The sequence below is a fragment of the Pseudonocardia oceani genome (genome assembly GCF_019263585.2).
GTDB lineage: Bacteria > Actinomycetota > Actinomycetes > Mycobacteriales > Pseudonocardiaceae > Pseudonocardia > Pseudonocardia oceani.
The window spans coordinates 24,681-48,055 of record NZ_JADQDF010000003.1 but is presented as its reverse complement, the minus strand read 5'-3'; the positions used below and the strand labels follow the sequence as shown (position 1 = coordinate 48,055).

Genomic DNA, 23,375 nt, shown 5'->3' with positions numbered 1-23,375 from the left:
GGGCTGGGGATCGCGGTGGTTGCTCATCGCTCGATCAACACCCCGGTCTTGGGGTCGCGCAGCTGGCCGTGCTCGTCGTACGGATACGGCGAGGAGGGCCGGCCACCTGCGACGGCGCGGAGGGGGCGGCCAGCCATGGCGGCGAGTTCGCGGTCGATGGTCGCGTAGCCCTTGGATCCCGCGGCTCGCGCCGCATCCACGACCCGCGAGGCGTCGTTGCTGGCCAGCAGTTCCTTCGCGAGCTTGCCGACCTGGTTGCGCATGCCCTGCGTCGGCGTGACGCCGTTGGTGTTCATCGCCTCGATCCAGGCGGCGACGACGACTCGCGGCGTGACATCTGTGGGTCCGACAGGATCGGCGGCCGGCTGCGTCGGCCCGACCGCGGCAGCGGTCGGAGTTCCCTGTTCCCTGTTCCCTGTTCCCTTCCTTTCCCGATGCACGTCCTCACTGAGTCCTCCGTGAGTTCGCACGGATGCAGCCTTTTGCCTGTTCAGGGGCACAATCTGCCCCTCCGTCGGCGCCGGGAGCTTCGAGGCGGTCTTGCGGTTGATCCGCTGGTGTTCGGACCATCCGTTGACGGCCAGGTATGAGCGGTCACTGACGATGTAGTGAGTTATCAGTGAGGCCTCAGTGAGTCCTCGAATGTCCTCGTCGACGTCGGCGGTGGTGCGGTCCGACAGGGGCCAGAGCGCCGCCCGGATGAGGCGGGCGTCGTACTTGCACCGGCCCTCGTCGTCGGCGTACATCCACAGCCCGATGAACGTCAGCCGCTCCTCGAGGCGCAGGGCCTCGATCGTCAGGGACGTGAAGAACTCAGGCTTGATGGTGCGGATACGCATCAGTCGCCGACCTTCTGGGCTGGCCGGTGCTGTGCGTGGGGAGCGGGCACGGTTCGCCTCCTCTCGTTGCGGGGTTACTGCTGGTGGCGGGGCGATTCATGCCGTACTCTTGGTGACATGCATGATGCCACATGGAGGAGGCCACATCAACGCCCCCCGAACTCGGAACATGCTGTTGGCCGACGCCCGTGGCCTACGCTCTGTCCCATGGAGTCGACGCCAGAAGCGCAGCTCAGGGCTGCCACCGGCCGGCGCAAGCGCCTCGTGAAGCAGGCCGAGGCTGCTCGCCTGGCGGAGCGCGCGGCGATCCTCGCGGCGCTCGAAGACGGAATGCGACAGGTCGACGTTGTCGGCATCACCGGCTACACGCGCGAGCATGTCCGGCGCCTCGCCGATGCGGAGCGCGAGGAACGCGGCTCGGTCGATCACGACTGACGTCCTCTCGGGGATCTCCTGCCGCTGGGGAGCGGGCAGGGGGATGGCCACCAGCGGCCCGCGGTTCGGCAACACGCGGGCCGCTGGTGTGTTCTCAGGGCTGCGACTGCGGCGACTGCCAGCCGAACAGCGTCTTGAACGCCTCGACGACCCGCGCGTTCGCCGACTGGATCGCGTCCTCGCCGTCCTCGTGGCGGTCGCTCTCCCAGACGATCTCCTTGTCGACGATCACCTGACCGAGCCAGCCGTCCTTCGTCTGCACGGCCTGGGTGACGACCAGCCCTGACGGGGGCTTGGGCGCCTTCGCGCCGGTGTCCGGGGTGATGGTGAAGCCGTAGTTCGAGCCGGTCAGAGAGCCGTAGGTCGTGGTGCTCATGGAGGTACCTCTCGTTGGGGGCGGTTCGGGATGCGGGATCAGAACGGGATCTCGGAGTCGTCGGTCGCTGCACCTGTCGGCGCGGAGCTCCACGGGTCGACCTCGTCGCCAGCTGCTCGGGGCGTAGCAGCAGCGCCGTCGCGCGACACCTTCGCGACCTTCGCCGTGGCGCGAGACAGGCTCGGCCCGATGGCGAAGATGTTCATCTCCACCGAGGTGCCTTTACCGCTGCCGTCCTTGCGGTCGTACTCACGGAGTGAAAGCTCGCCAGAGACGATCACCTCGTCGCCCTTGGACAGGCTCTCGGCGCAGTTCTCTGCGAGCTGCTCCCAGGCGGAGGCACGGACGAACATGGAGCCGACGTCTTCCCACTCGCCGCTGCCCTGGTTCTTGCGGCGCTTGTTGAAGACCAGGGGCACCGAGCAGACCGCTTTGCCAGCCGAAGTGAATCTGAGTTCAGGCGCGTCCCACAGACGAGCGACCTCGCCTTGGACCTTGGGGAGTGACATCAGGCTGCCTTTCGTACGTGCTTGCGTGCGAGGCGGTGGGGTTGCCGGTCGCGGATGCGAGCGCACTCGATGCACTTGCGGGTGTTGGGCCTGCTCGGCGGGCGGTAGGTGTTCTCCGGCGTGTAGGGGTGCCCGTAGGGACACTCCTTCTTGAGCGCGTTGAAGGTGGAGATCCCCATGCCGCGTCGGTTGTTCTCGGCGGTCGTGACCGGCTCCAGGTGGCTCGGGTTGACGCACATCCGGTTCCTGCACAGGTGGTCGATGACCAGGCCGGCCGGAATTGGGCCGCGGTGGATCTCCCAGCTGTACCGATGAGCGATCCAGCGAAGGCTGCGCGACGGCCGGAAGCTGCCGTAACCGTTCTTCCCGGGCTCGAGACGCCACAACCAGCAGGGCCCGCGGTGCCGGAACGTGCTGGGTGTCGGACCGTCCTTGTCGATCAACCTCTCGAACCGTTCAGACATCGAGAGCGGCACGGAGCCGCCGTACGGATCGCCGTGGCGCATCAGGGCCTGGTAGTGCCGATTGCACAGCCCCTTTGCTGATCGCGGAGCGGTGCACCCGCCGAGAGAGCAGGGCGGTGCAGTTGCCGAGTTTCGTTTCCGCCGCACGCCTACTGCCCTCCCTCGAGCTCCGTGACCTCGTCAGAGCGGTCGCCGACGAGCTCGGCGTCGAGTACTGCGTCGACCGGCAGGTGTGACACGTCCTGCACGGCCAGCTCGCCGGGCACCCGCGGGGTGTCCATGCCGGCAGGCTCGGCCGCGACGTCGCGCACCGCGCGCAGCTGCTCGCGCATGTACTCGGCGGAGGTCGGCACCCACTTCGCGAGCTGGCGCACCGCGGACTTGAGCCACATCGCCGGCTCGCTCGTGGTCCAGGGGCTGTACTGGGAGTCGGCGCCCTGCGAGGTGGCCTTGATCCGCTGGATGGCGGCGCGGTTGAGGACGACAACCTTCGAGGTGGCGCCGTCCTTCATCCGCGCGAAGGCGTAGACGAGGCGCAGGTTGCCGCGGTCGTCGGCGTCCCAGTCGATCTCGTGGGTGGGGATCTCGTCCTGCCCCGGGCGGAACCGGAACGTGTCGTGCTCGTAGACGCACTCGGCGACGACGGAGGAGATGGCGCCGGCCCGGTACATGAGCTCAATGAGGCCCTGGTAGCCGACGATCCCGAGGATCTCCAGCTGACCCTTCACCTTGCGCGGGGTCAGGTAGAACTGCTCGGTGCCGGGCTCGAGGCCCAGGCGCGCGGCGTCGAGGAGCGCGGCGAGGAACACGCCGGGGTTGTTGCCGGCGGCGATCTCCAGCTCGAACCGGCCCCCCTGCTTGCGGCCCTTCTTGAGCGCGCCCTGCGCGAGGCGGATCCACTGCTCGGGCTTGATGTGGGAAGGGAGCACGGCCTGGAAGTCGCTGCCGTACTGCTTGACCATGGCGGCGGGTCCGGTGTCGCGCTTGGCTACGGCGTTGGTGATCGTTTCAGCACTCATCATGCGCTCCTAGAGAGTCGGTATCGACGGCCCGCTTCGCGCTGACAGCTCCTGCAGGTCCGGCGGCCGTTGTGAACGGAGGTGTTCTCCGGGCTGTACGCATGCCCCTGCGGGCAGCACGTCTTCGCGGAGTTGAGCTGGCCGACGCGTCCGCGTCGGATGTTCTCGACGGCCGTGACCGCTTCGAGGTGGCGCGGGTTCACGCAGCGCCGGTGGGAACAGGTCGGTCCGCCGGGACAGGCGTGGTCCTCGCTGTGACAGGTGTGGTCAGGAACGAGATCGCTCGACAACTCGCCGTGCTCGATTCCGTACGCAACCCGGTGAGCCTTCTGAACGCTCCTGCTGGACCAATGGAAGACGCCGTAGCCGTCCTTGTTGACGTAGCCACGCCAAGGCCAGCAGGCATCGGTCCCTGCGCTGGAGTCGACGTACGACTGGAAACGCTGAACAGGTGTTAGTCGGCGAATCGCCCCGGATCGCAGGGCGGCGCTGTAGTGGATCCAGCACATGCCGCGCCGACGACGTCCGGGTCGGCAGGCAGGGCCACACGCCTCGGTCATGCAGCTTCTCCGATGCTGGTGACGGCCTTGCAGGGCCGCAGGAAGGGCGGGTTGGTGCCACGGCCGGGGACGCGCATGGCGATCCGCTCGCCCCCCGAGGTGGCGTAGCGGGCGGTGCCCATGGCGTCGAGGAGCCGGCTGGTGCGCAGCTGCTTGTCGGCCTTGGCGGCGTCGAAGGTGGCGCAGGCGCGGCGCCAGGCCTGGACGGTCTCGGCGTCGACCTCGCGCTCGTCGCCGTCGATGTCGGGGTGCAGCTCGCGCACGACCTGGAAGGTGGCGTAGCTGTCGTCGATGGCCGGCCGGTTCCCGGCGGCGACGTCGGCGAGGAACACCGCGGCGGCGCCCCGCATGACCGCGGCCTCCTCCGCGGCGTACTCGACGACGTAGGAGCGGAACTCGAGGAACGGCAGCAGCACCGCGACGTGGCAGTGGTCGAGGCCGAGGGTGTCGAGCTGCCAGATGACCTGCGCCCGGTAGTAGACGGGGATCTCGTCGGTGCCGGCCTCGCCCCAGCCCTCGGTGACGGCGGAGGTCTTGCACTCGAGGAGCTCGAAGTTGCCATCGGGGTCGATCACCAGCCGGTCAGGGGTGGCGGCCTGAGTGGGGCGCGCGTGGTGCAGCCACGTCCCGGTCGTCTCGACCCGGTAGTCGGGGTGCTGGTCGGCGAACCAGGCGGCGATCGCGGGCTCGAGGTAGTGGCCGCGGCGGGTGGCGTCGTTGCCGTCGTCGCTGACCATCCCGGTCATGCGGTGGTAGAGACTGAACCTTGACTCCCAGGGGCTCAACCCCAGGACGGCGGCGATCTTCGAGGCCGACATGACGCGCAGCCACTCGGGGTCGCCGACCTCGATGCGTGGGACGAGGATCCCGGTCGGTGTGGTCACTGGATCACCTGGTTCTGGTCGGGGGAGCGGGGGAGCTGGTCGAGGTCGTGCTGCTCGAGGGCCTTGAGGACGTCACCGATGCGGACGAAGCGGGTGCCGGCGGCGAGCTGGCGGTAGAGCTCGCGCCGCAGTTCGACGAGCGGGGAGTCGGCGTTCATCCCGCACGTCCGGCGACGACGACGCGGCCGTCGCGGTCGAACCCGATGAGCCGGTCCCGGAACGCGATCGCCACCAGGTGCGCCTTGTCCCGTGCACCGACCCGTTCCCGGGCCCGCTTCACGTAGGTGGAGATGGACGACTCGGTGTGGTGGAGCTCGGTCGCGACCTGGCCGAGGGGGATGCCGGCGGCGATGCGGGCGACGATGAGGAGCTCGCGGTCGTCGGCCGGGGCGGGCTGGCAGGTGCAGCGGGCGCGGGCCGGGTGGCGGGAGCCGGTGGCGTGGCGGATCACGACGCGACCTGCCCGGCATGCCAGGTGGACGGCTCGGGGGTGAACCCGGCGGGCCGCCACCGCGGACCGTCCACCTGCACCACCGGCGCGGGCGCGGGCGCGGCTCGTCGGGGGCCGCGGCGGATGGTGCGACCGCCCGACCTCGCACCGGGCTGCCGGTCCCTGCGGGTGGCGTCGCGGTCGGCGTTGCACGCCCGGCACCTGCGGCCCCCGTTGCCGGTGTGGAGGATGTTGTCGCCGACCATGGGGTGGAGGCTTTTGCCGCAGATGTCGCGGCGTTGCCGGATCGGCGGGCCGGCCTTCTCCCGGCACTCGGTCGAGCAGAACTTCTGCCGGCTGTACTGGGTGGTGGTCTGGTCGGCGCCGCGGTGGAACAGGGCGTCGCAGTCGGGGTTCTGGCAGGGCTTGGGGGGCAGTTCGATGCGCTTCCCGCCGCGGGGCATCAGCGCTCACCTCCGGTGGTGTGCTGGTCGAGCCATGTGTCGAGGTCGTCGTGGCGCAGGAGCCAGTCGGTGAGCTCGTCGCGCAGGGTGGCGACCTGGTCGCGGTCGAGGACGACGGTGTCCTCCGGTTCGCCGGCCTCGACCATCGCGAGGCCTTGCTCGGCGCGTAGCGACACCCGCAGGAACGGCCAGACGCCGTCGTTCTCGCAGTCCGGGTCGAGCTCGCCGTCGACGTCGCGACCGTCCCGGGTGATGAACCCGGGGATGTAGGCGAGATCGAGAGTGCCGCCGCGGGGGTCGTCGACGGTGGGGAGGACGTGGGATTGGCGGTAGATGAGCGGGGCGGGGTAGTCGTCGCCGTCGTCGCCGAACAGGCCGAAGCTGCAGTAGATGCTCACGACGCAGCCGCCGTCACGCCGTCGAGGTCCAGCAGAGCCGGGGTGTCGAGCTCGGTGTCGAGACGGCGCAGGTTGTCGACTGCGGTCCGCCAGTAGCTGGGCTTCAGCTCGACGCCGATACCGCGCCGGCCCAGCTTCCGGGCGACGAACACCTCGGAGCCGATCCCGGCGAACGGGGTCAGGACCGTCTCGCCGGGGTTGGACCACAGCCGGATGCAGCGCTCGATGAAGTCCAGCTGCAGCGGGCAGATGTGCCGCTCGTCGGCGTGCTCCCGCCCGGCGCGGACGTTGAGGGTGCGGGTCTCCTTGATGTCGAGCCACACCGGCGCCAGCTGCTCCCCGCCGACGTCGCCCCCGTCGGTGCGGTCGAACCAGATCGGGGAGGCCCACTCGATCCAGTCGTCGTTGGTGACCTCACCGCGGGTGGCGTGGTGCGGAATCGGGACGGCGTTGTCGCCGGGCTTCACGAACTTCAGCAGGTAGTCGGCCAGGGCGGGGCGGGTGCCGGCGCTGTCCCGGTTCTTCGTCTGGAACGCCAGCGCGTGCGCCTTCGTCCGGATCGACTGGGCCTGCGGGTCCTTCCACACCGTGACCTCGCCGTGGAACAGCCACCCGGCGCGCTGGAAGGCGCGGATGACGTCGCCGCGGAAGTCGGTGAGGCCGCTGTACCCGTCGACGGCCTTCTTCGTGGCGACCTGCTGCACGTGCACGCAGGCGACCCGGCCGGGCTTCGTGACGCGCAGCTGCTCGGCGATGACGTAGCCGTAGTGGTCGAGGAACTCTCCGCGGGACGCGGAGTTGCCAAGATCCCGGGCGCTGGGCGAGTACGTGTACAGGGAGTCGAACGGCGGGGAGCACACCGACAGGTCGACCGAGTCGGTGTCGAGCTCGGCGAGGCGGATGCAGGAGTCGCCCAGCAGCAGCGACCACATGTCGCCGTGGGCTTCGTCCTCGAGGTACAGGTCGGTGCTCATGCGGCCCTCCGGTGGTGGGTGTTGGCGGCCATCGCGGCGACGAGCTCGCCGGTCATGGCGGCGGCGTCGCGCTCCTTGCGGGCGACATTCGCGGCGATCTGCGACTCCAGCTCCGACAGCACGATGTGGGCGCGGACGACGCGGGTCTGGCCGTAGCGGTAGCAGCGGCGGATCGCCTGGTAGTACTGCTCGTACGAGTCCGACAGCCCGACGAACGCCATGCGTGCGCAGTGCTGCCAGTTCAGTCCCTGCGACGCGATCGCCGGCTTCGTGACCAGGACGTTGATGTGGCCGTCGGCGAACCCGAGGAGCGCCTCGGCCTTCTCCTCCGGGGACATGGACCCGCCGACGTTGACCGCCCCCGGGATGGCGCGGGTCAGGACGTCGGCCTCGTCGTTGAGGCCGCACCACAGCAGCCACGGCTCATCGGGTTCGGCGGCGACGAGGTCGACTGCGCGGCCGCATCGGGCGTCGAGGGTGTCGCGCCGCACCTTCGCCCGACCACCGACACCACCGAGGTCGGTGGGGAACAGCTGGCCTTCGGCCTCGATCGCGACGGGCAGCAGCTCGGGCACGATCTCCAGGCCGGGCAGGTCGTAGCCGGTGTCGGGGTAGCCGAGGTCCGACGGGCGGCGCAGCGCCACGGCCCAGGACGCCATCCACGCGAACATGGGGCCGCGGGCGTGGCCCTTGAGCCGCCATCCCTGGTCGTCGTGGACGAAGTAGGCGGCGAGCATGTTGGCGCGGGTGGCGTGGCCGAGGAACTCGGCCTGGCTGCACAGCTCCTCGGGCTCGTTCGGGGCGGGTGTGGCGGTGCAGGCGAGGCGGCGGGGGACACCGGCGAAGTGGTCGGTGAGCAGGCGGCGGGTCTTGCCGTCGCTGTTCTTGAGGATCGACGCCTCGTCGAGGACGACGGCGTCGATGCTGGCCGGGTCGAACTTGGAGACCTGCTCGTAGTTGGTGATCCACACGCCGGGTGGGAGGGCGCCGCCGTCGCGGGTGTAGCGGGCGTCGACGCCGAGCTTCGCCGCTTCGCGGGCGGTTTGGTGGCAGACGGCGAGGGGGGCGACGATGAGGCTGGTGTCGCCGGAGTGGCGTGCCCATTCGATCTGCTGGACGGTCTTGCCGAGCCCGGTGTCCTCCCAGAGTGCGGCGCGCCCGGTGCGGACGGCCCAGGCGGTGAGCTCGGCCTGCCAGTCGTGCAGCATCGGGTGCATCTGGCCGGCTTCGACGTCGGGGCCGGCGTGCTCGACGCGGCGGGCCTTGGCGGCGAGGAACTCGGCGTAGCCGGGGGCGGTCATCGCCGTGCCCCGATCTTGAGGCCGCGGCGCACGTCCTCGATGCGCATGACCATCGCCCCGCCACGTTCGGCGGCGTCGACGAGCCGGGCGAAGGCGTCGATGCGGTTGCGCAGCTGGTTGCGTTCGTCGCGGAACCGGGCGAGCTGCTCGAAGTCGCTGACGGGGGCGGTCATGCGGCACCGCCGAGGATGTCGTGCTGGTAGCCGAGGGCGACGGCGTGTGCGCGGTCGCGGGCGCCGAGCTTGGTGAACAGGCGTCGGGCGTGGGTTTTCACGGTGTCCTCCGACAGGCCCAGTTCGGACCCGATCGATGCGTTGGTGCGGCCTCGGGCCATGGCTGCGAGGACCTGCACCTCACGCCCCGACAGCGCCCCACCGTCCGGTAGCGGCGCGGGTGTGGTCGCCGACCCGGGGAGGTGCAGGTGCGGTGCGAGCTCGTCGAGGACGGCGAGGAGCAGGTCGGGGCAGCGGGCGGCGCCGAGGAGCCGGGACAGCTGCCGGACCAGGGCGAGGTCGATGACGGGCGGGGCGGTGTGGGGGCGGCGACGTTCGTAGGCGAGGTGGGGGTGGGCCACGGTGAGGAGGGCGGGGAGGGTGGCCTCGTTGCGGGTACGGGCGAGCACCTCGTGCAAGCGGCTGACGAGTTCGATGTGCTGCCACACCTCGGTGGGGACGCGGTCGAGGGTGGTGACGGCGGTGCCGCCGTTGGCCGCGGTGATGGAGGTGGCTGCGCGGGTCATGTGGTCACCTGGGTTACGGGTCGCGGCGGTCACGGGCACGGGTTGATGCAGTCGCAGGACCAGCGGCTGCGGTGCGCGGGAACCACGCAGCGGGGGTTGCGCTCGTTGAGGTAGCGCCAGACGGCCAGCCACACGCTCACGACGCCACCCGCCCAACCTGCTCGGCCGCGGCTGCGTGGATCCGCAGCCCGGCAGCGCACGCCCGCAGCGCCTCGACCACGGCGCGGTCCTGCGCCTTGTCGGACCAGTTCATGACGTCGAGCGGGTCCCGCACCCCCAGATGCGCCATCAGCGCGGCGAGGACGGGGTGGGGCCCGGTGGTGGCGTAGGCGTGGGCCTTCGGGTCGTAGACGTCCTCGCCGACGATGGCGCGGTCGATGTCGAGGTGGTCGCGGTACCCGACGGCGACACCGATGGCGCCGAGGGCGTCGCAGCCGCGGCCTTCGGTCCATCGGGTGGCGAACAGCTGACATTCCCAGTACTCGCCGGTCGCGAGGCCGTTCGTGTGGATGAGGTGGGCGGCGCGGTCGAGGGCGTCGGCGATCCCGCTGGGGTTGAGCTGGGCGGGGGTGAGGGGGTGGGTGGGGAGGGCGAGGTCGGTCACGACGCACGCTCCTTCGGCTTGAGCGCAGCGGTGAGCCGTTCGAGGGCCTCGTCGCGGTCGAGGGCGTGGTACGCCGGGAGGCTGTTCGTGACGAGCAGGTGACGCGCGGCGGCCTCGACTGCGAGTAGCCGAGGCAGGTTCTCGCGCAGCTCGGCGATGGTGGCGGCCTGGTGCTCGTTCGCGCTGCGCGCGAACGCCAGCTCGTTGCGCAGCGCGCGCACCTCGGCGGCCAAGGTCGGCATGGACGGGCCGACCGCGATGTCGGCGGAGGCCAGCGCGTCCGCGACCTCCTCGCGGGTCGGACGGTTGGCGCGACTCACGCCCCACCACCGAGGAGCTGGTCGAGCAGGCCGTGCGACTTCCCGGCGCGCTGGGGGCGGCGGCGCAGGTCGACACCGGCGATCGCGGACACGTGGACGGACCCGGCGCGGTCGGCGCGATGCCTGCCCGACGGCCGGTCCTCGGAGATCCAGCCGCCGCGCGGGCGGGCGGGGATGGCGGCGCGGCCTCGGGCGATGGCGTCGGTGACCGCGGCGGGCTGACCGGTGATCGTGGGGAGTTCCCCGGTCGGGCTGTGGTCGTGGACGATGAGGCTGGTCATGGAGGGTGTGTTCCTCTGTGATCGGGGCGGGTCGGCGCGTGGCGGCGTCGGCTCGCCTACTACGTGGGTGGGTCAGGACGCGGCGCGGAGGTCGTCGTGCTGGGTCGAGCTGTCGACGGCGACGGGCATCGGCGCGAGGAGGTCGACGACCCGGGCTCGCTGCGAGTTGGTCAGCGGCGGCATCGCAGCCAGGAGCGCCTCGACGTGGGCCTCGTATGCGGCGGCACGTTCGGCGTCGCGTTCGGCGGCCCGCTCGGCGGCGGTGGTCATGCGGACACCGCGGTGGGCGCCTGCTCGAGGACCTCGACGGAGAACAGCTGACCGAACTCGACCTGCGGGAAGGCGCTGAGCAGGGCGGCGATGAAGTCGACGCCGAGCGCTGCGTCGCCCTTGAGGGTGCGGGACACCGTGGTCGGGTGGACGCCCATGGCCTGGGCGAGGGCGGCGTTGGAGGACAGGCCGGCGGCGGCCCGGACGAGCGCGAGGTTGTCGGCTCGGATCTGGATGGTCGGCTTCACGGGCGCTCTCTCTGCGTAGAAGCAGCTACTGCGTTGACGCAGGAAAGCTAGCGCAGGAGGCTGCGTGAACGCAACTCCTTCGTGTACGAAACCGGCGTGTCCGGCGTGTCGCTTTTCGCCAGGTGCTGCGCCCACGCATCACCCGTTGGAGCCACTACCTGCGGATAGTTAAGATCACGTGCGGCTGACATGCTGCGTGTACGCAGATACGCTGCGCCTCGTGCCGGAGAGCAGCTGGGCCTCGTGGTTGTCCGATCACCTTCGGCAGCGGAACTGGCGACAGGTCGATCTCATACGCGCGTCGAACGACACGGTGACCAGCCCGAAGATCTCGAAGTGGCTCCGGAGGGGCGAGGTGCCGGAGCCCGCCGCAGTGCGCGCCGTCTGTGTCGCACTGCAGGTGCCCGTCGTCGACGGCATGCTCGCTGCCGGCTACCTCACGCCGGCCGATCTCGACATCGAGGTCCTTGAGCGCCCCGCCGCCGGCGCGCACACGTTGGGCAACCGCGAGCTGCTCGCCGAGCTCGCACGTAGACTTGAGCGCAACAGTACCGGCGCGGCTGGCGTGATCGATCCGCCGAACGAAGTTCGGCACCTGCCGCCGCCGCTGCCTGCGGCAACGCAGGGTGAGCAGTGGGCTGCGCGGCGTAAGCCAAGTAAGTGATGCTAAGCGAATGCGGTAACGATTCAGTGATCAAAGTTTAAACTCTAGACGTGGCTCCCCGCTGTGCACTTCACGAAGATGCCGTCTGTCTCCTGGCCGCACTGAAGAGTGCGCTCGACAAGAACGGGGAGGTCACCCTCCGACAAACGGACCTCGGACCAGGACTGATGGGAGCCACCGTCTTCGGTGAATCCCTCGTCGCGATCGCCCCGGACCTGACCCCGAACGAGTGGCGATCCACTCTCGCCCACGAACTGGTCCACCTGGCCCGCGGCCCCGTCTCCACCGAGCGGGCCGCGGTCGAAGAACACCAGGTACAGAAGGAGACCGCCCGAATGCTTGTCCCTGCCGGGCCTGCTCTCGCCCAGCTCGACCGACAGTGGACCGAACAGGAGATCCAAGACCTGGCCGCCCGGTTCGCAGTCGACCGCGACACCGTCGAGACCGCGCTGCGGGCGCCGATCTTCATGCCGCTACCCCGGCCCCGCAGCAACTAGATGTCGCCCCGCCGATCCTCCACGCGCACCGAGGCAGGGTCGAAGTACACCCCGCCTGCTCCTCGCCCGGGGCGCTGCCGGAGCAGCGTCACCTCGACCAGGTTGTCGATGACGCGGCGCTGCTGGTCGATCCCCGCGGCGAGGAACGTCCGGCGAGGATCCGCCGCATCCGCGATGCCGGCCAGTGGCGAGCCCGTCCAGTGGCGAGCGAGCTGAGCCTCGAGCGCGGCGATCTCACTCTGCACCGGGCCGTTGGACAGCCGGAACTGGCTGGCCGTCATGCCCGAGTCTGGGTCGCCGAACTCGGCCGCGATCTTGTCCGCGTGAGCGCGGAGGTTCGCGAGCCTGATCCGCAACGGGCGCACGTCGACACTCGGTGTCAGCAGGTTCACCGCGTTGCGCGCCAGACGACGTCCGACGACGTCGAGCACGAGCTCGTCGACCGGCTTGGCGACTCGGCTCATGTGGTTCGCCGCGCACGCGTACCTCGGCTGCCCATCGGCGCGCTGCCCTCCGGAACGCACCAGTTCCCCGCACTCGCAGCGGTACAGGAACGACCCGACGAGCTTGAGGCTGGTCCCACGATGGGTGAGCCGTGTCCGGTCCGACAGGAGCGCGACGAGCGCCTCCCAGGTGTCGCGCTCGACGATCGCAGGCCACCGGGCCGGGCCGACGATGCGGCCGCGGTTCCCGACGAGGCCGGCGTTGCGCGGACGGAGCAGGACGTGGCGCAGGTTCGACCCGTCCCAGCGGGCGCCCGTCGAGGTGGTCAGGCCGGCGTCGTTCCAGCGTCGGACGATCGACCGCACCGAGTGCCCGGCGAGGATGTCGCGGGTAGCGGCCTCGATCTCCGCGGCCTCACCCGGCAGCAGCGCCAGCCCGTCGGGCTCGAACCCGAACGGTCGGCGCCCGCCGTGCCAGCGACCGTCGGCCTGGGCCTGCTGCCGCTGACGGCGCAGCCGCTCACCCTTCTGCTCCGACTCATGGCGGGCGACCGCACCGACGATGCGCGCCGTCATCCGCCCCGACGCCGTCGACAGGTCGAGCTCGCCCGCCCGCACCGTGTGGGTGGGCGCATGCTGGGTGAGGTCGATGTAGCGCTCGAGCTCGATGGGGGAGCGGTGCAGTCGGTCGGCGTGCCAGGCGACGACGGCGTCGATGCGGCCGGCGTCGATGTCGGCGAGCATCCGCTCGTAGCCGGGCCGTGCCCGCCGCGAGTAGGCGGAGGCGTCGTTGTCGACGTACACCTCGGCGACACTCCAGCCGCGGGAGGCGACGAGCGCACGGCAGTCCTGCTCCTGCCGGTCAACGCCGAGGCCGGCGCCGATCCGGTCCTGGCTGATGCGGCAGTACACGGCCGCGCGACGCGTCATGGCTAGTGAGGCTAGTCCCGGTTTCGGTACACACGAAAACCAGTGACAGCACCACTGGATAGTATGCGGGTGCGCCGTATAGCAGCAGGTCAGGCCTCGTGGATGACGATGCGCGCGGGCTTCGGCGCAGGCTGATCGAGCGCCGTGGCCGGGTCCCCGTCGACGCGCAGGACGCCGTCGGCGAAGTGCGCGTCGATCGAGGTCTGAGAGATCCCGGCCGCGCGGAGTCGGTCGTTCACGGTGGGGACGTGCTCGGGCTCGGTCACTGACACCGGGCATCCACGTCGCCCGCAACAGACACCGAGAGCACCCACGGCTCTTGCCACGGAGGGCAGACCGGGACTTGCTCGGGGTACGGGTAGGACGGGTCGAGCTGGTGCTGCCGCACCTCCCAGTCGACCTGTTCCTGCAGCGCGGACCTGCGCTCCAGTGCTTCGGTGTGCTCAACGACGACGCGCCACTGTTCCTCCTGGCGCTGCTCCACCCACTCATTCCCCCAGGCCAGAACCAGCCACAGCCCTCCCAGTAGTAGGCCCGCGACGATGAGGGGATGCGTCATGGCGGAGATCGTCCTGCAGGCGGTGCGTATCAGCAGGGGGATGCCGAGTGCCTTGAGCGTGCTCATCCGCGGAACGCCTCCACGTCGAGGTCCCCGCGCTCGTGCGCGGGCGTGGCCGGCGCGGGCTGTGCGGCGGCGAGTGTCCAGGGCGCGGACACGGCGTAGGCGGGGACGACGGGCCAGCTCGCCACCTCGTCGTCGTAGAACCAGGTGATGTCGCGGGCTCCTGAGATGAGGACCCACCGCTGCCCCGCCGGCCTCGTCTGCGCCGTCTTCACGGCACGGCGCGCGTCGCGGTCGAACAGGTGCGCGTGCTGGTCCGTGGGGTCGGCGTCGACGCGGACGGTGCCGGGCGGGTCGGCGGCGGGGTCGCCGAGGTCGCGGACGGGCGCCGCGTAGAACCCACTCACTGGGCCACCTCGACCCCGTCGACCTCGACAGCGGACGCTGCGAGCAGCTCGACGCCTACGACCTCACCGTCCTCGTCCAGGTCCACGGTGATGCCTGCGCGGGTGTCCTCCAAGGTGCGGGCTACCGGCTTGTCCTGATAGCGCACGTAGACGTCGCTCATCGGTCCTCCCCGTAGGCGGCGGCGAGCCGGTCGAGAGCGGCGGTCAGATCGCGCGGGTCGTTCTTGTCGGCCGCGACCCACAGCCGGGCCACTTCGCGGGCGAGGTCGTCGCGCACCGCCATGTCCGCGGCCGCCCGGTCGAGCGCGGCCTGGTCGTCGCTGACGGGCACGGGTAGGCACACGCACCGGTCGACGAACACGAGCCCAGTAGCGTCGTACTGGCAGCCGCATCCAGCGGTGGTGTCGGTCATCGTTCCTCCAGGCTGCGCAGCTTCACGACGGCGGGGGTGCCGGTGGCGTACAGCCGCACCACCACCTCGTCGTAGGGCACCGCATCCCCGACACCGGGGGCGGCGAGGACGGTGACGGTTTGGCGCCACGGCCGGTGCCAGTAGGTGCGGCCGATGACGGGGGCGTGGTAGTCGGGGGCGTAGGGGTCGAACGCTACGGCGCCTTGCTCGCGCGCCGGTCGAGCGTCGCCTTCGGGACGCCTGTCGCCTCTTCGACCTTCGACCACGAGACGTTCGGCCTCCGTCGCACCTCGGCCACGAGCCGCCCCGTCCAGACCTGTGCCTGGTCGAACACCAGCTCGGATTCCTTGATCCCTTGGTACAGCTCGTCGAGGGACACCTTCGACAGGTCGCGGGCGAGGAGTTCCTGCAGATTCATCAACGCTTCGCTCTCCTCGCGGCTGGTCACAGCGGGTCAGGTTAGTGCTCGGTCTTCCCACATGTAGGAAGGTATCGTAGGCTCCCACTTCTGGGAAGCGCGAAACCGACCACGAGGAGACCCCGATGGGACTGTTCAGCAGCAAGAGCGACCGCGACGTACCGCGGCGCGCGCTCGACCCGCAGCCCGACGTCAAGGTGAAGCACACCGCCGGGTGCGAACTCGACGGCCGCACCGACCAGCACACCCACCCGCAGGCCGAGTGGCGGGCGCACATCGACAAGCAGGACCCGTGGGGTGGTCGGTGATGGGCTTCCGCCTACGCAAGACCATCCCCCTCGGCCCGCTCCGGCTGCACCTCAACCAGGCGGGCCGGATCACCTGGGGCCTCAAGATCGGGCCGTGGACCTGGTCGGCGACGACCCGCCGCCACACCCTCAACACCCCAGGACCGGGATCCGTGAGCTGGCCGGGACGACGAGGTGAGCGGTGAGCGTGGCCATCTGCTGCGTTGACGGATGCCTGCGGCCACTGAGGGCGCACGGGTACTGCGGCGGGCACTGGAGACGGTGGCGCAAGCACGGAGACCCAGGTCCGGCAACCTTCCGGGCCAAGGCCCCCGGCCGCACCTGCTCCGTGAACGACTGCGGCCGACCCCACAGTGGACGCGGCCTGTGCGGCGCCCACCTCCAGCGGGTGCTGGCCGGCAAAGCTGTCGGCGACGCGACAGTTCAGGCCACACGAGGGCACCGAAGTGGAGTGCCCAGCTACAGCACCACGCACCGCTGGCTCAGGCAGGCGCGGGGACGTCCGAGCACGCACACCTGTGTGGAGTGCGGGGGCTGCGCCGAGGAGTGGGCGTACGACCATGCCGACCCCAACGAACTGACCTCCTCCAAGGGGCCATACAGCCCGCAGTACGGGCACTACCAGCCGATGTGCAGGCGGTGCCACCGCCTGTTCGACGCGTCGCATGCGAAGAAGGGCGAGGCATGAGGCCTCAGCGGTTCCTACTGTTTGGGCTTCTCCTGATCGTGGCTGGCGCTGCGGCCGTGCTGTCGTTCGCGGCCCTCCGCGATCTCGCGCTGCTGTGCGGTTTCGCCCCTTCGCTGGCGTGGCTCCTGCCGGTCGTCGTTGACGCTGGCGCAGCCGCCGGGTCACTGGTGTGGCTGGGCCAGTGGTCGCCACCCGACGCCGATCGGTACGCCCGCGCGCTCGCCCTGCTGCTGCTAGGCGGCTCGGTTGCGGGTAACGCGCTCGGTCACGGCCTGGAGGCGTATGGAGTCCAGCCCCACTGGCTCGTCGTAGTTGCGGTGTCGGCGATCGCCCCGACGGTGCTGGGTGCCCTCGTCCACTTGATGGTGCTCGTCGGCCGGCCGGAGGCAGCACCGGCGGAACCTCCAACCGAGCTGCCAGTTGCTCCAGCCCTTGGAGATGAGCAGGAGCCGAATCTCCAAGGGCTGGAGGGCGAGCCGGAGACGGTGGAGGAGCGGGCCGCCCGACTGATCGCAGAGGGGGCTGGGCGCAAGCGGCTTGTTGACGAGCTGGAGATCAGCGAGTGGAAGGCCCGCCAGCTTCTCGCCACCACCAACGGAGCGACAGCGTGACGATCGACATGCGCAAGAGGCCCGACCCCGACGAGCCGGGCACCGAACTCGCGCTGCACGACGCGCTCGACGGGGAGGTCGTGTCGCTGCCTGCGCGGCCCGAGCCTGAGCTGGCGCTGCGACCGTCGCCAGCGGTGGCGATGCCGTGGGAGGCCGAGCCACCGGAGCGGCGGCCGATCATCGCGCCGTGGCTGCGTCAGGCCGAGCAGCGCCGGGCCGCCGCCTGGTGGGTGGCGCGCCGGGCGGGCTACCACCTGGCGTGGCACGCCGTGCGCCTGCACCTCTACGTCGCGCTCACGCTGTGGTGGGCGCCGCGGGGGCTGGTGCGCGTGCTCGGGCAGGTGCGCGACTTCGTCGACGACGGGGACGCCCGCCCGCTGCGCAAAGCCGCGAAGACCCGGGGCGATGACGCGCTGTACTTGCGGTACCGCTCGGAGCAGAAGTTCGTGCGCGCCGCGCACCAGCGCCACGTCATCGCGCTCGGCGTGCTCGTCGCGGCGGCCAGCGCCGCGGTGTGGTGGTGGTTCGCCTGGCTGTGGCCGGTCGCCGTCGTGGTGGTCGCGCTGCTGGGCTGGCGCGGGCAGTCGCCCGACAGGCCCATCTTCACCCCGGCCGTCGTGCCGGGCCGCTTCCGCAAGCTGTCCCCGGGCGTGGTGGTCCGGGCGTTCGAGGCGGCGAAGCTGTGCACCGAGGCCGACCCGCTCACCTTCGCCACCCCGATCCACCGCGACGCCAACGGCTGGCGGGCGGTGCTCGACCTGCCCTACGGCAAGACCGCCGACGAGGCGATCCGCCGCCGCGACGAGATCGCCTCGGGCATCGACGTCGACGAGCGGCAGGTCTTCCTCTCCCGCGTCCGCGGGTCGGCCGGGTCGATCCGCCGCGTCGACATGTGGGTCTGCGAGGTCGACCCGCTGTCGATCGCAGCCGGGCCGTCCGAGCTGCTGACCAGGCCCAACGTGAACTTCTGGCACCCGTGGCCGTTCGGGAAGAACGAGCGCGGCGAGACCGTGTGGCTGTGCGTGCTGTGGGCGGCCATGCTCATCGGCGCCATCCCGCGGCGGGGCAAGACGTTCGTGCTGCGCCTGGTCGCGCTGGCCGCCGCGCTCGACCCGCACGTGCGCATCATCGTGTTCGACCTCAAGGGCGGGCCGGACTGGACACCGTTCGAGCACGTCGCCGAACGGATCTTCTACGGGGACCGCGCCGACCCGGACACGGGTGTGCACCCGCTCGCGGCGCTGCGCGACACCATCGACGACCTGCTCGCCGAGGTCGACCGCCGCAACCGCCTGCTCCGCACCCTGCCCAAGGCGGTGTGCCCCGAGGGGAAGCTCACCGAGGAGCTCTCCCGCACCAAGCACCTCGGCCTGCAGCTCATCGTGCTGGTCATCGACGAGGTGCAACGGGCGTTCCTGAGCAAGGAGTACGGGCCCGACATGGAGGACAAGCTCACCGACCTGGCGAAGGTCGGCCCGTCGGCCGGCATCATCACCCTCGCCGCGACGCAGAAGCCCGACGCGAAGTCGACGCCCACCGGGTTCCGCGACCAGTTCGGTATCCGCTTCGCCCTGTACGTAACGACGCGCGACGCCTCCGAGGCGGTGCTCGGTGCAGGCGCAGGCGGCGAGGGGATGCACGCGCACAAGCTGCCGCCCGACGCGCTCGGCGCGGGGATCCTGCGCGGCACCGGCGACGCGAAGGTCAACGGCGGGACCGTGCGCACCGGCTACGCCGACGCCGTCGCGGCCGAGGCCATCTGCCTGCGCGGCCGCGCGCTGCGCGAGAAGGCCGGCACGCTCGAGGGGATGGCGCTCGGGCACACGGTGTCGGCGACGCCGGTGAGCTACTCGGTCACCGAGGATCTGGCGGTCGTGTTCGGCTCCGACGAGAAGGCGCACAGCGACGTCCTCTGCTCGCGCCTGGCGGACCGCTGGCCCGACCGGTACGCCGGCTGGACACCGATCCAGCTGGCCGCCGCGCTCAAGCCGAGCGACGTCCGGCCGCGCCAGGTCTGGGCGGTGAGCCTCGAGGACGAGGTGCCGCGCAACAGGCAGGGCATCCTCCGCAGCGACCTTCTCGGGGCCCTCGATGGCTGAGCTCCTAGACCCTAAGCCGCAGGTCAACGCGGGGGTTCGGCCCCTAGGGCTAGTCCTAGGATCTAGGCGCCGGGCCTGCGCGGCGGCGTCTCCTCCTAGCGCGGGAGGCCGGTGATGGACTCGCTCATGCTGGTCGGTCTGGTCCTCGCCGCGCTCTACCTCGGGTCGTGCTGGCTGTTCCCGTTCCGCGCCTGCTGGGCGTGCTCGGGCCGCACGAAGACGGGCGACGGGCGCGGCAACTTCCGGATGCGGCGGGCGTGCTGGCTGTGCGGTGGCCAGCCCTACCGGAGGTTCGGCGCGCGCCTGCTCGGGCGCGGCCGCTGACCGTCGTGGCATCATCGCCGGGCCGTGCTTCCCCCGCGGCGGACCGCAAACCCCAACAGAGCTGCCGGTTGCTCCAGAACTTGGAGATTAGGCCTGTCGTCCGAGCGAGGGAGCACGCCCATGAACGTCGGTCGCCCGGGTTGCCCGGTCGCGGTGATCCGGTGGAAGCAGCGCCGGGCCTGGGTGCGGGTCTACCCGTGCGTCTTGCATCACGGCGAGGTGCCGGGTGCGGAGCCGATGACCGACCGGCACCGGGAGCTGCTCGCCGCCCGCCGCGCCGACTGGGAGTCCGGCCTGGCCGGGCGCGGGTACGTGGGCCCGCCGACGAGCTCGAGCCGCGACGGGGTGTGAACGACGAAGAAGCTCCCCCGCCCCTGCCGTGAGGCAAGGACGGGGGTGCGGCGTTGTGAAGTGGAAGGGCGCGTCATCAGAGTTGATGAGATGCCGTCGCCACCTGTAACCGTGCGACGGCCCAGCTCGGATGAGCAGGCATGCCGAAGTCGAACGAGCTCACCCACCGCATCACCTACGCACTGAACAACCCGTACAGCACCCGCTCCATCGGCGGACGCGCACGACAGAAGCGCTGGGGCAAGCTCCTCGACACGTTCCCCGACCTTGACCGGATGCGGGTCCTCGACCTCGGCGGCACCGTCGAGTTCTGGCAGAGCGCGCCAGCACAGCCCAAGGACCTCACCGTGGTGAACCTCGAGCCCGCTCGTGACGGGCAGGTCCACGGCGACGCCTGCGCCCCGCCCGCCGAGATCCGCGCCGGCAGCTACGACATCGTGATCTCCAACAGCCTGATCGAGCACGTCGGCGGGCACCTGCGCCGGCAGGCCCTTGCGGAGGTCATCGCCGACCGGGCGCCGCGGCACTGGGTGCAGACTCCGTACCGGTACTTCCCGGTGGAGCCGCACTGGATGTTCCCCGGCATGCAGTTCCTGCCGTTCCGGGCGCGGCTGGCGATCACCCAGCATTGGCCGCTCGGCCACTACTGGACCGACGACCCCGCCCTGGCCATGGAGCGCACCCACGAGGTGGAGCTGGTGTCGGCGACGGAGATGCGCTCCTACTTCCCCGACTCGGACATCTGGTTCGAGCGGATGGCCGGCCTCCCGAAGTCGCTGGTAGCGATCCGGGCCTGACCGCAGGTCAGCCGGGTTCGGGCCATTCGACGGACGGACCGGGGATGACTCGGACACCGCCAGTGGTGGCGATGACGCGGCCGGACCAGGCGAGGTCGGCAAGATATGTCTCCGCCGCCGTGCGGTCGGTGAACCATGTGGTGCCCTGCTCGTGCCCGGTCGCCGCCACGTACGCGGCGGCCTCCTCGATCGTCTCCGGACGCTTCCCTGCTGGAATCAACGAATCCTGAATCAGTGTGCCCGGTTCCAGGTACACGTGGTTGTTCCGCACGGTCACCCCCACCGGGATACCGTCCAAGGCGAAAATGTGGTTGGTCGTCGCCCCGAAGAACACGTTGCGTTCACACACGAGATCCGTTGGCAACGCGTACCGGTAGAACAGCAGGTGGCAGCCGCGACCGGCCGGATCGGGACGGTACTGCCAACCCCACCCGTTGCCCGCACCGAAGCAGAAGTTGTCGGTGAACGAGCAGTCGACGAACCCAACACCGTCACCCGCGACCTCGGAACCGCCGAGCTCGAACGACTGCGAGTTGTTGAAGATGATATTCCGGCGCGCATGCAACCGGCGGTAGCCCTGATTGGTCGGAACCTGCACGCCAGGGGAGCCCTGGTAGGTGACGGCTACGTCGTAGCAGTGCCAAATGCGGTTGCCTTCGATCAGCCAATCCTCGCACCCGATCCACGCCTGGATACCGTTCCCGGCGCGGGTCGGCACGGTGTAGACGTAGTCGCCCCACGTGTAGGAACCGCCGAGGTCGTGGATGTCGCAGTTCAGGATTTGGATGTTGCTCGGTGACCAGTAGGCGGATGCGACGACCCCAGCGTCGGCACCGCAAATGTCGAGGTCGCGAATCGTCCAGTGGTCTCGGGCGAGGTGGAAAACGTCGGCGTTGACCGCGATCTCCACGGTGCGACCCGTCGACGGGTTCCCCACGTGGTAGACGTGCAGAAACTCGCTCACATCGGTTCGGGCGTAGTCGCCGGAGTAGAAGTCCCACGGCTGAGCCAAGGCGGCGGAAGAGTCCTTCTTGGCGCCGTACACGGTCCCGTCGACCCGCAGGTGCCCGACCTCGGTTGCGCCGAGCATCGTGGCGCCGGTGTGCCCGGCCGCGCCGGCGGCAAGGTTGATTCGCCACACGTTGCCGCCAACGTTAGTCCACCCACCGACAGCGGCGATCTTGTAGCAGGAGATCCGTGGTTTCGCCCCGGCCCCGTACGCGCCGAATGTGACGGGGTTGGCGTTCGGGTACGGATGCCAACCCTCCTGCGCCGGCTGGCCATAGAAGGTGTCCCCTCGCCGGAACAGCACGAAGTCCCCCCCGACGATCTGCTGGGCGGCGAGGGCGTCGTTGAGCCGCGCGATCGTGGCCCACGGCGCAGCCTCGGATGTGCCCGTGTTCCCGTCGCTGCCCGTGCTGGCGAGGTAGTAGCTGGTCACACCACTCGCTGCGCGATCATCGAAGTTCCGGGGCCGGACTGATAGTTCCCCGCTCCGGTCATGTAGGCGGCTAGCTCAAGGGTGTAGTTGCCCGGGCTGAGCCCGGTCAGCACCCACGCCATCGGAACCGACAGCCGGATGCCGTTGTCGACCAGCTTGATCGGGTAGGTGATGGGGTTGCCTGCCCCGTTCACGACCAGGTTCCAAATCATGGTCGCAGTGTTGGCGAAGTAGGACGCTAGGTCGACGAGCACGTCGACGCGGAACACGTCCGCCGTCGAGGTTGAGGCGATAGTGATGGCGAGGCCGCCAACAACGGTCCAGTTCGTTGTGGTGAAGTTTGTTTCCGATCCCGTGTCCTGGACCGGCGCCCACGGACCGTTGCCGCCGCCGACACCGGCGAGGAGACCGTCGACCTCGTCCTGGGTGTAGGCGGGGGGGGACAGCTCGCCGGGCGCGACCGGCGAGCTGTCGAGGTTGTAGGCGCTGACCGGGGTGCCGTCAACCGAGAGGGCCGTCTTGGCGTCGAGCGCGGTCTGCAGCCCGGTCGTTTTCGCGATGGTGAAGCTGCCGTTGGGAACGACGGGCGCATCGGAGAAGGTCTTGATCCCGGCGATCGTCTCCGCGCCGGACTTCGACACCTTCCCTGATAGCGCCGAGGTGACCGATGCGGCGAAGGATGCGTCGTCGTTGACCGCGGCGGCCAGTTCGTTGAGGGTGTCGAGCGCGCCGGGGGCGCCGTCGAGCAGCGCGTCGATCGCCGCGGTGATGGCCACGGCCAGCTCGGAGTCGCGGGTGATCCCGGCGGGGATGCGGGCGTCGGCGATCGTCCCGGTCAACGCTGCGGCGGGGACGGTCGGGTTGTCGGCAGTGCCCCCCAGCAGTCGGGCGACACCCTTGGTGTCAGTGGTGGCGTCGACAACCTCCCCCCCGCCGCCTCCGGCGCCGCTGGGTCGGATCGGGTACCGGATGACTCCCATGGTCAGCCCCTCCCAACCGACACGACAGCCGACGCGGCCGAGATCAGCCGAACCACCGTGTCACCCGCAGTCGGCACATCCACCCCCACCGCTGTCCCCGGCTGCACCGACCAGCAGTCCGTGCCCTTCACTGTCGCCGCCCCCGACGGCCCGAACCGGAAGTACACCGGCGCAGTCCCCTCGAGCACCTGCACCTCGACACGGGCCAGGTCGTACTGCGACGGGAGATCCCCGCCGAACGTCACCGTCGACTCGGTGTTCGCGGCGAGCTCGATCTCGTGGATTCCGATGTGCCCGGTCGGCACGTCATGCGCTGCCATGGCGCTGC

The 23,375-nt window shown here is 70.3% G+C and carries 39 protein-coding genes and 1 pseudogene; 10 read left to right on the top strand and 30 right to left on the bottom strand.

All coding sequences use genetic code 11. The features are described 5' to 3' along the window. Positions 1–23: 23 nt before the first annotated feature. The gene (locus tag I4I82_RS34165) at positions 24–839 is read right to left on the bottom strand and encodes a hypothetical protein (protein WP_218596173.1); all 816 of its coding nucleotides are present in this window, start codon (positions 837–839) and stop codon (positions 24–26) included. A gap of 207 nt (positions 840–1,046) precedes the next feature. On the opposite strand from I4I82_RS34165, the gene I4I82_RS34160 reads away from it, so the two are divergent. Next, positions 1,047–1,274, top strand: a complete 228-nt coding sequence (locus tag I4I82_RS34160) for a hypothetical protein (RefSeq protein WP_218596174.1) — start codon at positions 1,047–1,049, stop codon at positions 1,272–1,274. 94 nt (positions 1,275–1,368) lie between these two features. Here the strand turns inward: I4I82_RS34160 and I4I82_RS34155 are convergent, their stop codons facing one another. The 18 genes and pseudogenes from I4I82_RS34155 to I4I82_RS34070 all read right to left on the bottom strand — a co-directional run bounded on the left by I4I82_RS34155 (position 1,369) and on the right by I4I82_RS34070 (position 11,115). Further along, entirely contained in the window at positions 1,369–1,650 is a 282-nt protein-coding gene (locus I4I82_RS34155; RefSeq protein WP_218596175.1) for a hypothetical protein, read from the bottom strand. A 38-nt stretch (positions 1,651–1,688) separates the two neighbouring features. Beyond that, entirely contained in the window at positions 1,689–2,159 is a 471-nt protein-coding gene (ssb, locus tag I4I82_RS34150) for a single-stranded DNA-binding protein (RefSeq protein WP_218596176.1), read from the bottom strand. After that, entirely contained in the window at positions 2,159–2,623 is a 465-nt protein-coding gene (locus tag I4I82_RS34145; protein ID WP_218596968.1) for an HNH endonuclease signature motif containing protein, read from the bottom strand. The genes ssb and I4I82_RS34145 overlap by 1 nt, the downstream gene beginning before the upstream one ends. Positions 2,624–2,772: 149 nt before the next feature. Continuing rightward, entirely contained in the window at positions 2,773–3,642 is an 870-nt protein-coding gene (locus I4I82_RS34140) for a recombinase RecT (protein WP_218596178.1), read from the bottom strand. A gap of 556 nt (positions 3,643–4,198) precedes the next feature. Next, on the bottom strand, positions 4,199–5,086 hold the full coding sequence (locus tag I4I82_RS34135; protein WP_218596179.1) for a YqaJ viral recombinase family nuclease: 888 nt from the start codon (positions 5,084–5,086) through the stop codon (positions 4,199–4,201). Continuing rightward, positions 5,083–5,244 (bottom strand): hypothetical protein, encoded by a 162-nt coding sequence (locus tag I4I82_RS34130; RefSeq protein WP_218596180.1) that lies wholly within the window; start codon positions 5,242–5,244, stop codon positions 5,083–5,085. Before I4I82_RS34130 ends, I4I82_RS34135 begins: the two co-directional genes overlap by 4 nt. Further along, positions 5,241–5,537: a helix-turn-helix domain-containing protein gene (locus I4I82_RS34125; protein WP_218596181.1), complete on the bottom strand. Its 297-nt coding sequence runs from the start codon at positions 5,535–5,537 to the stop codon at positions 5,241–5,243. Before I4I82_RS34125 ends, I4I82_RS34130 begins: the two co-directional genes overlap by 4 nt. Then, on the bottom strand, positions 5,534–5,980 hold the full coding sequence (locus I4I82_RS34120; protein ID WP_218596182.1) for a hypothetical protein: 447 nt from the start codon (positions 5,978–5,980) through the stop codon (positions 5,534–5,536). Before I4I82_RS34120 ends, I4I82_RS34125 begins: the two co-directional genes overlap by 4 nt. After that, the gene (locus I4I82_RS34115) at positions 5,980–6,378 is read right to left on the bottom strand and encodes a hypothetical protein (RefSeq protein WP_218596183.1); all 399 of its coding nucleotides are present in this window, start codon (positions 6,376–6,378) and stop codon (positions 5,980–5,982) included. The genes I4I82_RS34120 and I4I82_RS34115 overlap by 1 nt, the downstream gene beginning before the upstream one ends. After that, complete coding sequence (locus I4I82_RS34110; protein WP_218596184.1) at positions 6,375–7,352, bottom strand: DNA-methyltransferase; 978 nt, start codon at positions 7,350–7,352, stop codon at positions 6,375–6,377. The genes I4I82_RS34115 and I4I82_RS34110 overlap by 4 nt, the downstream gene beginning before the upstream one ends. Continuing rightward, on the bottom strand, positions 7,349–8,653 hold the full coding sequence (locus I4I82_RS34105) for a helicase-related protein (protein WP_218596185.1): 1,305 nt from the start codon (positions 8,651–8,653) through the stop codon (positions 7,349–7,351). The genes I4I82_RS34110 and I4I82_RS34105 overlap by 4 nt, the downstream gene beginning before the upstream one ends. Then, positions 8,650–8,826 carry a hypothetical protein gene (locus I4I82_RS34100; protein WP_218596186.1) on the bottom strand — a complete coding sequence of 59 codons (177 nt, stop codon included), beginning with the start codon at positions 8,824–8,826 and terminating at the stop codon, positions 8,650–8,652. Before I4I82_RS34100 ends, I4I82_RS34105 begins: the two co-directional genes overlap by 4 nt. Next, positions 8,823–9,056: pseudogene (locus I4I82_RS35175) on the bottom strand (response regulator transcription factor); the annotation flags it as partial. The gene I4I82_RS34100 and the pseudogene I4I82_RS35175, both read right to left, overlap by 4 nt. A 472-nt stretch (positions 9,057–9,528) precedes the next feature. Then, positions 9,529–9,996 (bottom strand): DUF6197 family protein, encoded by a 468-nt coding sequence (locus tag I4I82_RS34090; RefSeq protein WP_218596188.1) that lies wholly within the window; start codon positions 9,994–9,996, stop codon positions 9,529–9,531. Continuing rightward, positions 9,993–10,316: a hypothetical protein gene (locus I4I82_RS34085; protein ID WP_218596189.1), complete on the bottom strand. Its 324-nt coding sequence runs from the start codon at positions 10,314–10,316 to the stop codon at positions 9,993–9,995. Before I4I82_RS34085 ends, I4I82_RS34090 begins: the two co-directional genes overlap by 4 nt. Further along, entirely contained in the window at positions 10,313–10,597 is a 285-nt protein-coding gene (locus tag I4I82_RS34080) for a hypothetical protein (protein WP_218596190.1), read from the bottom strand. The genes I4I82_RS34085 and I4I82_RS34080 overlap by 4 nt, the downstream gene beginning before the upstream one ends. Positions 10,598–10,669: 72 nt before the next feature. Further along, complete coding sequence (locus I4I82_RS34075; RefSeq protein WP_218596191.1) at positions 10,670–10,867, bottom strand: hypothetical protein; 198 nt, start codon at positions 10,865–10,867, stop codon at positions 10,670–10,672. Beyond that, the gene (locus I4I82_RS34070; protein ID WP_218596192.1) at positions 10,864–11,115 is read right to left on the bottom strand and encodes a helix-turn-helix domain-containing protein; all 252 of its coding nucleotides are present in this window, start codon (positions 11,113–11,115) and stop codon (positions 10,864–10,866) included. Before I4I82_RS34070 ends, I4I82_RS34075 begins: the two co-directional genes overlap by 4 nt. A 220-nt stretch (positions 11,116–11,335) precedes the next feature. Here I4I82_RS34070 and I4I82_RS34065 point away from each other — a divergent pair, with 220 nt between their 5' ends. After that, on the top strand, positions 11,336–11,779 hold the full coding sequence (locus I4I82_RS34065) for a hypothetical protein (RefSeq protein ID WP_218596193.1): 444 nt from the start codon (positions 11,336–11,338) through the stop codon (positions 11,777–11,779). A 167-nt stretch (positions 11,780–11,946) separates the two neighbouring features. Then, complete coding sequence (locus tag I4I82_RS34060) at positions 11,947–12,276, top strand: ImmA/IrrE family metallo-endopeptidase (RefSeq protein WP_218596194.1); 330 nt, start codon at positions 11,947–11,949, stop codon at positions 12,274–12,276. Here the strand turns inward: I4I82_RS34060 and I4I82_RS34055 are convergent. From I4I82_RS34055 to I4I82_RS34020, 8 genes are all read right to left on the bottom strand, one after another. Beyond that, entirely contained in the window at positions 12,273–13,649 is a 1,377-nt protein-coding gene (locus I4I82_RS34055) for a recombinase family protein (RefSeq protein WP_218596195.1), read from the bottom strand. The two genes, I4I82_RS34060 and I4I82_RS34055, sit on opposite strands and share 4 nt — an antisense overlap. Before the next feature lie 89 nt (positions 13,650–13,738). Beyond that, the gene (locus I4I82_RS34050; RefSeq protein ID WP_218596104.1) at positions 13,739–13,888 is read right to left on the bottom strand and encodes a hypothetical protein; all 150 of its coding nucleotides are present in this window, start codon (positions 13,886–13,888) and stop codon (positions 13,739–13,741) included. A gap of 23 nt (positions 13,889–13,911) precedes the next feature. Next, positions 13,912–14,274, bottom strand: a complete 363-nt coding sequence (locus I4I82_RS34045) for a hypothetical protein (protein WP_218596105.1) — start codon at positions 14,272–14,274, stop codon at positions 13,912–13,914. Beyond that, a complete protein-coding gene (locus tag I4I82_RS34040) occupies positions 14,271–14,618 on the bottom strand; it encodes a hypothetical protein (protein WP_218596106.1) in 348 nt (115 codons plus the stop codon). Before I4I82_RS34040 ends, I4I82_RS34045 begins: the two co-directional genes overlap by 4 nt. Further along, the gene (locus tag I4I82_RS34035; RefSeq protein WP_218596107.1) at positions 14,615–14,779 is read right to left on the bottom strand and encodes a DUF2283 domain-containing protein; all 165 of its coding nucleotides are present in this window, start codon (positions 14,777–14,779) and stop codon (positions 14,615–14,617) included. Before I4I82_RS34035 ends, I4I82_RS34040 begins: the two co-directional genes overlap by 4 nt. After that, positions 14,776–15,030 carry a hypothetical protein gene (locus I4I82_RS34030; protein WP_218596108.1) on the bottom strand — a complete coding sequence of 85 codons (255 nt, stop codon included), beginning with the start codon at positions 15,028–15,030 and terminating at the stop codon, positions 14,776–14,778. The genes I4I82_RS34035 and I4I82_RS34030 overlap by 4 nt, the downstream gene beginning before the upstream one ends. After that, positions 15,027–15,296 (bottom strand): hypothetical protein, encoded by a 270-nt coding sequence (locus tag I4I82_RS34025; RefSeq protein ID WP_226370259.1) that lies wholly within the window; start codon positions 15,294–15,296, stop codon positions 15,027–15,029. Before I4I82_RS34025 ends, I4I82_RS34030 begins: the two co-directional genes overlap by 4 nt. Beyond that, on the bottom strand, positions 15,224–15,478 hold the full coding sequence (locus tag I4I82_RS34020; protein ID WP_218596109.1) for a hypothetical protein: 255 nt from the start codon (positions 15,476–15,478) through the stop codon (positions 15,224–15,226). The genes I4I82_RS34025 and I4I82_RS34020 overlap by 73 nt, the downstream gene beginning before the upstream one ends. 95 nt (positions 15,479–15,573) lie before the next feature. Between I4I82_RS34020 and I4I82_RS34015 the strand changes: the two genes are divergently transcribed. From I4I82_RS34015 to I4I82_RS33985, 7 genes are all read left to right on the top strand, one after another. After that, positions 15,574–15,756, top strand: coding sequence for a hypothetical protein (locus I4I82_RS34015; RefSeq protein ID WP_218596110.1), 183 nt, complete (start codon positions 15,574–15,576; stop codon positions 15,754–15,756). Continuing rightward, on the top strand, positions 15,756–15,941 hold the full coding sequence (locus I4I82_RS34010; RefSeq protein ID WP_218596111.1) for a DUF4236 domain-containing protein: 186 nt from the start codon (positions 15,756–15,758) through the stop codon (positions 15,939–15,941). The genes I4I82_RS34015 and I4I82_RS34010 overlap by 1 nt, the downstream gene beginning before the upstream one ends. 499 nt (positions 15,942–16,440) lie before the next feature. Next, positions 16,441–17,055: a DUF2637 domain-containing protein gene (locus tag I4I82_RS34005; protein WP_218596112.1), complete on the top strand. Its 615-nt coding sequence runs from the start codon at positions 16,441–16,443 to the stop codon at positions 17,053–17,055. Further along, positions 17,052–19,154: a hypothetical protein gene (locus tag I4I82_RS34000; RefSeq protein WP_218596113.1), complete on the top strand. Its 2,103-nt coding sequence runs from the start codon at positions 17,052–17,054 to the stop codon at positions 19,152–19,154. The genes I4I82_RS34005 and I4I82_RS34000 overlap by 4 nt, the downstream gene beginning before the upstream one ends. A gap of 114 nt (positions 19,155–19,268) precedes the next feature. Then, a complete protein-coding gene (locus tag I4I82_RS33995; RefSeq protein ID WP_218596114.1) occupies positions 19,269–19,478 on the top strand; it encodes a hypothetical protein in 210 nt (69 codons plus the stop codon). A gap of 120 nt (positions 19,479–19,598) precedes the next feature. After that, on the top strand, positions 19,599–19,829 hold the full coding sequence (locus I4I82_RS33990) for a hypothetical protein (protein ID WP_218596115.1): 231 nt from the start codon (positions 19,599–19,601) through the stop codon (positions 19,827–19,829). A 140-nt stretch (positions 19,830–19,969) separates the two neighbouring features. Beyond that, the gene (locus tag I4I82_RS33985; RefSeq protein WP_225920690.1) at positions 19,970–20,626 is read left to right on the top strand and encodes a class I SAM-dependent methyltransferase; all 657 of its coding nucleotides are present in this window, start codon (positions 19,970–19,972) and stop codon (positions 20,624–20,626) included. A gap of 7 nt (positions 20,627–20,633) precedes the next feature. On the opposite strand, the gene I4I82_RS33980 is transcribed toward I4I82_RS33985, so the two are convergent. The 3 genes from I4I82_RS33980 to I4I82_RS33970 all read right to left on the bottom strand — a co-directional run bounded on the left by I4I82_RS33980 (position 20,634) and on the right by I4I82_RS33970 (position 23,352). After that, entirely contained in the window at positions 20,634–22,067 is a 1,434-nt protein-coding gene (locus tag I4I82_RS33980; RefSeq protein ID WP_218596116.1) for a right-handed parallel beta-helix repeat-containing protein, read from the bottom strand. Further along, a complete protein-coding gene (locus I4I82_RS33975) occupies positions 22,064–22,843 on the bottom strand; it encodes a hypothetical protein (protein WP_226370260.1) in 780 nt (259 codons plus the stop codon). Before I4I82_RS33975 ends, I4I82_RS33980 begins: the two co-directional genes overlap by 4 nt. Before the next feature lie 206 nt (positions 22,844–23,049). Continuing rightward, positions 23,050–23,352, bottom strand: a complete 303-nt coding sequence (locus tag I4I82_RS33970) for a hypothetical protein (protein ID WP_218596118.1) — start codon at positions 23,350–23,352, stop codon at positions 23,050–23,052. Positions 23,353–23,375 lie beyond the last annotated feature (23 nt).